The organism is Micromonospora foliorum, assembly GCF_022229015.1.
GTDB lineage: Bacteria > Actinomycetota > Actinomycetes > Mycobacteriales > Micromonosporaceae > Micromonospora > Micromonospora foliorum.
The window spans coordinates 1-3808 of the sequence record NZ_JAKKFF010000440.1; the positions used below are offsets into that span (position 1 = coordinate 1).

7 protein-coding genes are annotated in these 3808 nt (G+C 72.9%); all 7 read left to right on the forward strand.

Annotated features, from left to right (window positions below):
• Positions 1-237: hypothetical protein (locus PSH25_RS26830; RefSeq protein ID WP_238661681.1), on the forward strand; the 237-nt coding region annotated here is incomplete at its 5' end.
• Between the two features lie 14 nt (positions 238-251).
• The gene (gene priA / locus PSH25_RS26835; protein ID WP_238661682.1) at positions 252-977 is read left to right on the forward strand and encodes a bifunctional 1-(5-phosphoribosyl)-5-((5-phosphoribosylamino)methylideneamino)imidazole-4-carboxamide isomerase/phosphoribosylanthranilate isomerase PriA; all 726 of its coding nucleotides are present in this window, start codon (positions 252-254) and stop codon (positions 975-977) included.
• Positions 974-1363 (forward strand): RidA family protein, encoded by a 390-nt coding sequence (locus PSH25_RS26840; RefSeq protein WP_238661683.1) that lies wholly within the window; start codon positions 974-976, stop codon positions 1361-1363. The genes priA and PSH25_RS26840 overlap by 4 nt, the downstream gene beginning before the upstream one ends.
• 80 nt (positions 1364-1443) lie before the next feature.
• The gene (locus PSH25_RS26845) at positions 1444-1890 is read left to right on the forward strand and encodes a MarR family winged helix-turn-helix transcriptional regulator (protein ID WP_238661684.1); all 447 of its coding nucleotides are present in this window, start codon (positions 1444-1446) and stop codon (positions 1888-1890) included.
• 5 nt (positions 1891-1895) lie between these two features.
• Positions 1896-2327, forward strand: a complete 432-nt coding sequence (locus PSH25_RS26850) for an organic hydroperoxide resistance protein (RefSeq protein WP_274528009.1) — start codon at positions 1896-1898, stop codon at positions 2325-2327.
• Positions 2328-2374: 47 nt separating this feature from the next.
• Positions 2375-3370, forward strand: a complete 996-nt coding sequence (locus PSH25_RS26855) for an NADP-dependent oxidoreductase (protein ID WP_238661686.1) — start codon at positions 2375-2377, stop codon at positions 3368-3370.
• 73 nt (positions 3371-3443) lie between these two features.
• On the forward strand, positions 3444-3808 hold a 365-nt coding region (locus PSH25_RS26860), incomplete at its 3' end, for a HisA/HisF-related TIM barrel protein (protein WP_238661687.1).

A 3808-nucleotide genomic window follows, 5' to 3' on the forward strand; every position in this document is an offset into this window, starting at 1 on the left:
CGGCAGCGCCGTCGCGCGGTGGTCCGCGGGTTGACGCCGCGGCTGCGGCGGGGTCGCTCCGGGCGGCTGGCCCGGCACACTCGGGGTGAGCGGGCCGCGATCGTGCTGCTCACCGGCGCGGCGTTGATCCTGATCTGGACGTTCGTCGACAACCTGGCGCTGCGTATCGCGCTGATCGTGCTCTTGCTGCTCGTACTGCCGGCGATCGTCGTGATCGCCCTGGACCGTCGTACCTGATCGAGGAGAAGACCTTGAGCCTCACCCTGTTACCCGCCGTGGATGTCGCCGACGGCCGGGCCGTCCGGCTCGTGCAGGGCGCCGTCGGAAGCGAGAGCATCTACGGCGAGCCGCTGGACGCGGCGCTGGCCTGGCAGCAGGACGGCGCCGAGTGGATCCACCTGGTCGACCTGGACGCGGCGTTCGGTCGGGGCACCAACGCGCACCTGCTGGCGGAGGTGGTGCGCCAGTTGGACGTGAAGGTGGAGCTCTCCGGGGGCATCCGCGATGACGAGTCGCTGCGCGCGGCGCTGGGCACCGGGGCGGCCCGGGTGAACATCGGGACCGCGGCCCTGGAGGACCCGGTCTGGTGTGACCGGGTGGTCGCGGAGTACGGCGACCGGGTGGCCATCGGGCTGGACGTGCGGGGTCACACGCTGTCGGCGCGGGGTTGGACCCGCGACGGTGGTGACCTGTACGAGGTGCTGGAGCGGCTGGACAAGGCGGGCGCGAGCCGGTATGTGGTCACCGACATCACCAAGGACGGCACGATGCGCGGGCCGAACCTGGATCTGCTGCGGGAGGTGTGCGCCCGTACCGACCGGCCGGTGATCGCCTCCGGTGGGGTGTCCACGCTGGACGACCTGCGGGCGTTGGCGACCCTGGAGTCGGCCGGGGTGGAGGGCGTGATCGCCGGCAAGGCGCTCTACGCGGGTGCCTTCACGGTGGCCGAGGCGCTGCGGACGTTGGCCGAGGCGTGACGACGACCCGGCTGGGGTCGGGTGGCCCGTGGGAGCAGCGTTACGGATACTCCCGGGTGGTCCGGGCTGGTGAGCTGGCCTGGACGGCCGGTTGCACGGCGACGGTGGACGGCCGGGTGGTGCACGTCGGCGACGCGGCGGCGCAGACCGCGCAGGCGCTGCGGATCGGCCTGGCCGCGCTCGCCGAGGTGGGTGCGGAGCCGGGCGACGTGGTCCGGACCAGGATGTACGTGACGGACCGGTTGCACGCCGACGAGGTGGGCCGGGCGCACAACGAGGTCTTCGGCGCGGTCCGGCCGGCGGCGACCCTGGTGGTGGTGGCCGGTCTGCTGGACCCGGAGCACCTGGTCGAGGTGGAGTTGGAGGCGTACCTCGGCGACCGCTGAGGTACGCGCCCGGCCGGCCTGCTGGCCGACCTGCCGCCCGATAAGTTGTGCACAACTTAATTGTGGGCTACGGTTCGGCGGTGACCGATGACCTGGTGCTGCGCCGGCAGGTGTGCTTCGCGCTCTACGCCGCGTCGCGCGCACTGACCGACGTCTACCGGCCGATCCTCGACGAGGTCGGGTTGACCTACCCGCAGTACCTGGCGCTGCTGGTGCTCTGGGAGCGTCCCGACGACGCCCCCACGGTGTCCGAGTTGGGCGCCGAGCTGCGGCTGGACTCCGGCACGCTCTCCCCGCTGCTCAAGCGGCTGGAGGGGGCGGGCCTGGTGGTGCGGCGGCGGTCCGCCCGCGATGAGCGGCGGGTCGAGGTGGGCCTCACCGAGCAGGGCCGGGCGCTGCGGGAACGGCTCTGCGACGTCCCGCTGCGGATCGCGCAGGCCACCGGCCTGGGCTTCGGCGAGCTCGTCGCGCTGCGCGACACCCTCACCCGGGTCACCGACACCATCCACCGACAGAAGGAGCAGTGACCATCATGCAGGTGCTCTACACCGCGTCCGCGACCGCCAGCGGCGACGGCCGGGACGGCCACGTCGAAACCTCCGACGGCACGTTCGCGCTCGACCTGGCCGTGCCGAAGGAGATGGGCGGCGCCGGCGGCGCGGCCAACCCCGAGCAGCTCTTCGCCGCCGGTTACGCGGCCTGCTTCCACGGCGCGCTGCGGCTGGTGGCCCGTCGGGCCAAGGCCGACGTGACCGGTTCCGTGGTCGGCGCCGAGGTGGGCATCGGCCCGAACGGCAGCGGTGGCTTCGGGCTCGCCGTGCAGCTCGTCGTCGACCTGCCCGCCGCGTCCCGCGAGGTCGCCGAGCAGCTGGTCGAGCAGGCCCACCAGGTCTGCCCCTACTCCAACGCCACCCGTGGCAACGTCGACGTGACCCTGACCGTCCGCGAGACCCTGCCCGCGTGACCTCGCGGCCCCAGGCCCCCACCCGCGGACGAGAGGACGACCACCCCGTGACCAGCAACCGCGAGATCCACCTGGCCAGCCGCCCCCAGGGTTGGCCCACCGAAGACACCTTCCGGCTCGTCGAGACCGAGGTTCCGACGCCCGGACCGGGCCAGATCGTGGTCCGCAACCAGTACATGTCCGTCGACCCGTACATGCGCGGACGGATGAACGACGTCAAGTCGTACGTGGCGCCGTACGCGCTCGACGCGCCGCTCGACGGTGCCGCGATCGGCGAGGTGGTGGCCAGCGAGGCGGAGGGCATTGCCGTCGGGTCCACCGTCCTGCACGGGCTGGGCTGGCGGGAGTACGCGCTGCTCGACGCCACCGCCGCCCGGCCGGTCGACCCGAGCGTCGCCCCGGTCAGCGCCTACCTGAGCGTGCTCGGCATGACCGGGCTGACCGCGTACGCCGGGCTGCTGGAGGTGGCCGCGATGAAGCCCGGCGAGACGGTCTTCGTCTCCGCCGCGGCCGGCGCGGTGGGCAGCCTGGTCGGTCAGATCGCCAAGCTCAAGGGCGCCGGCCGGGTGGTCGGCAGCGCCGGCTCGCCGGCCAAGGTCGAGCGGCTGCGGGCGCTGGGCTTCGACGCCGCCTTCGACTACCACGACGGGGTCCGCGAGTCGCTGCGGGCGGCTGCCCCGGACGGCGTCGACGTCTACTTCGACAACGTCGGCGGCGACCACCTGGAGGCGGCGATCTCGGCCATGAACCTGCACGGCCGGGCCGCGATCTGCGGCATGATCTCGCAGTACAACGCCACCGAACCGCCGGCCGCCCCGCGCAACCTGGCGCTGGTCATCGGCAAGCGGCTCACCCTGCGCGGCTTCCTGGTCAACGACCACAACGACGTGCGGGCGGCGTTCGTGCGCGACGTCGCCGGCTGGCTGCGCGAGGGCACACTGTCCTACGACGAGACGATCGTGGACGGCATCGAGAACGCCCCGGCCGCGTTCCTCGGCCTGCTGCGCGGCGACAACCTCGGCAAGATGCTCGTCATGGTGTGACGTAGACCTCCTGCACGGCGGCCGACCCGATCGGGTCGGCCGCCGTCGCGCGTGCGGAGGATAGGCTCGCGGCATGACGGTGGCGGTACGGGTGATCCCCTGTCTGGACGTGGACGCCGGACGGGTGGTCAAGGGGGTCAACTTCCTCGACCTGCGGGACGCCGGTGACCCGGTCGAGCTGGCCGCCGCGTACGACCGGGCCGGCGCGGACGAGTTGACCTTCCTCGACGTCACCGCGTCCTCCAGCGACCGCGGCACCATGCTCGACGTGGTGCGCCGCACCGCCGAGTCGGTGTTCATCCCGCTGACCGCCGGGGGTGGGGTCCGGCAGGTCGCCGACGTTGACATACTGTTGCGCGCCTGGGCGGACAAGGCCGGCGGGAACACCGCCGCTATCCCCCGCCCCTGGCTCAGTGCCGGCATCGCCCGCCGGTTCGC

Excerpts from the sequence above, each read along its gene's own strand:
- PSH25_RS26850 (WP_274528009.1), top strand. The coding sequence starts at position 1,896 with ATGCAGGTGCTCTACACCGCGTCCGCGACCGCCAGCGGCGACGGCCGG.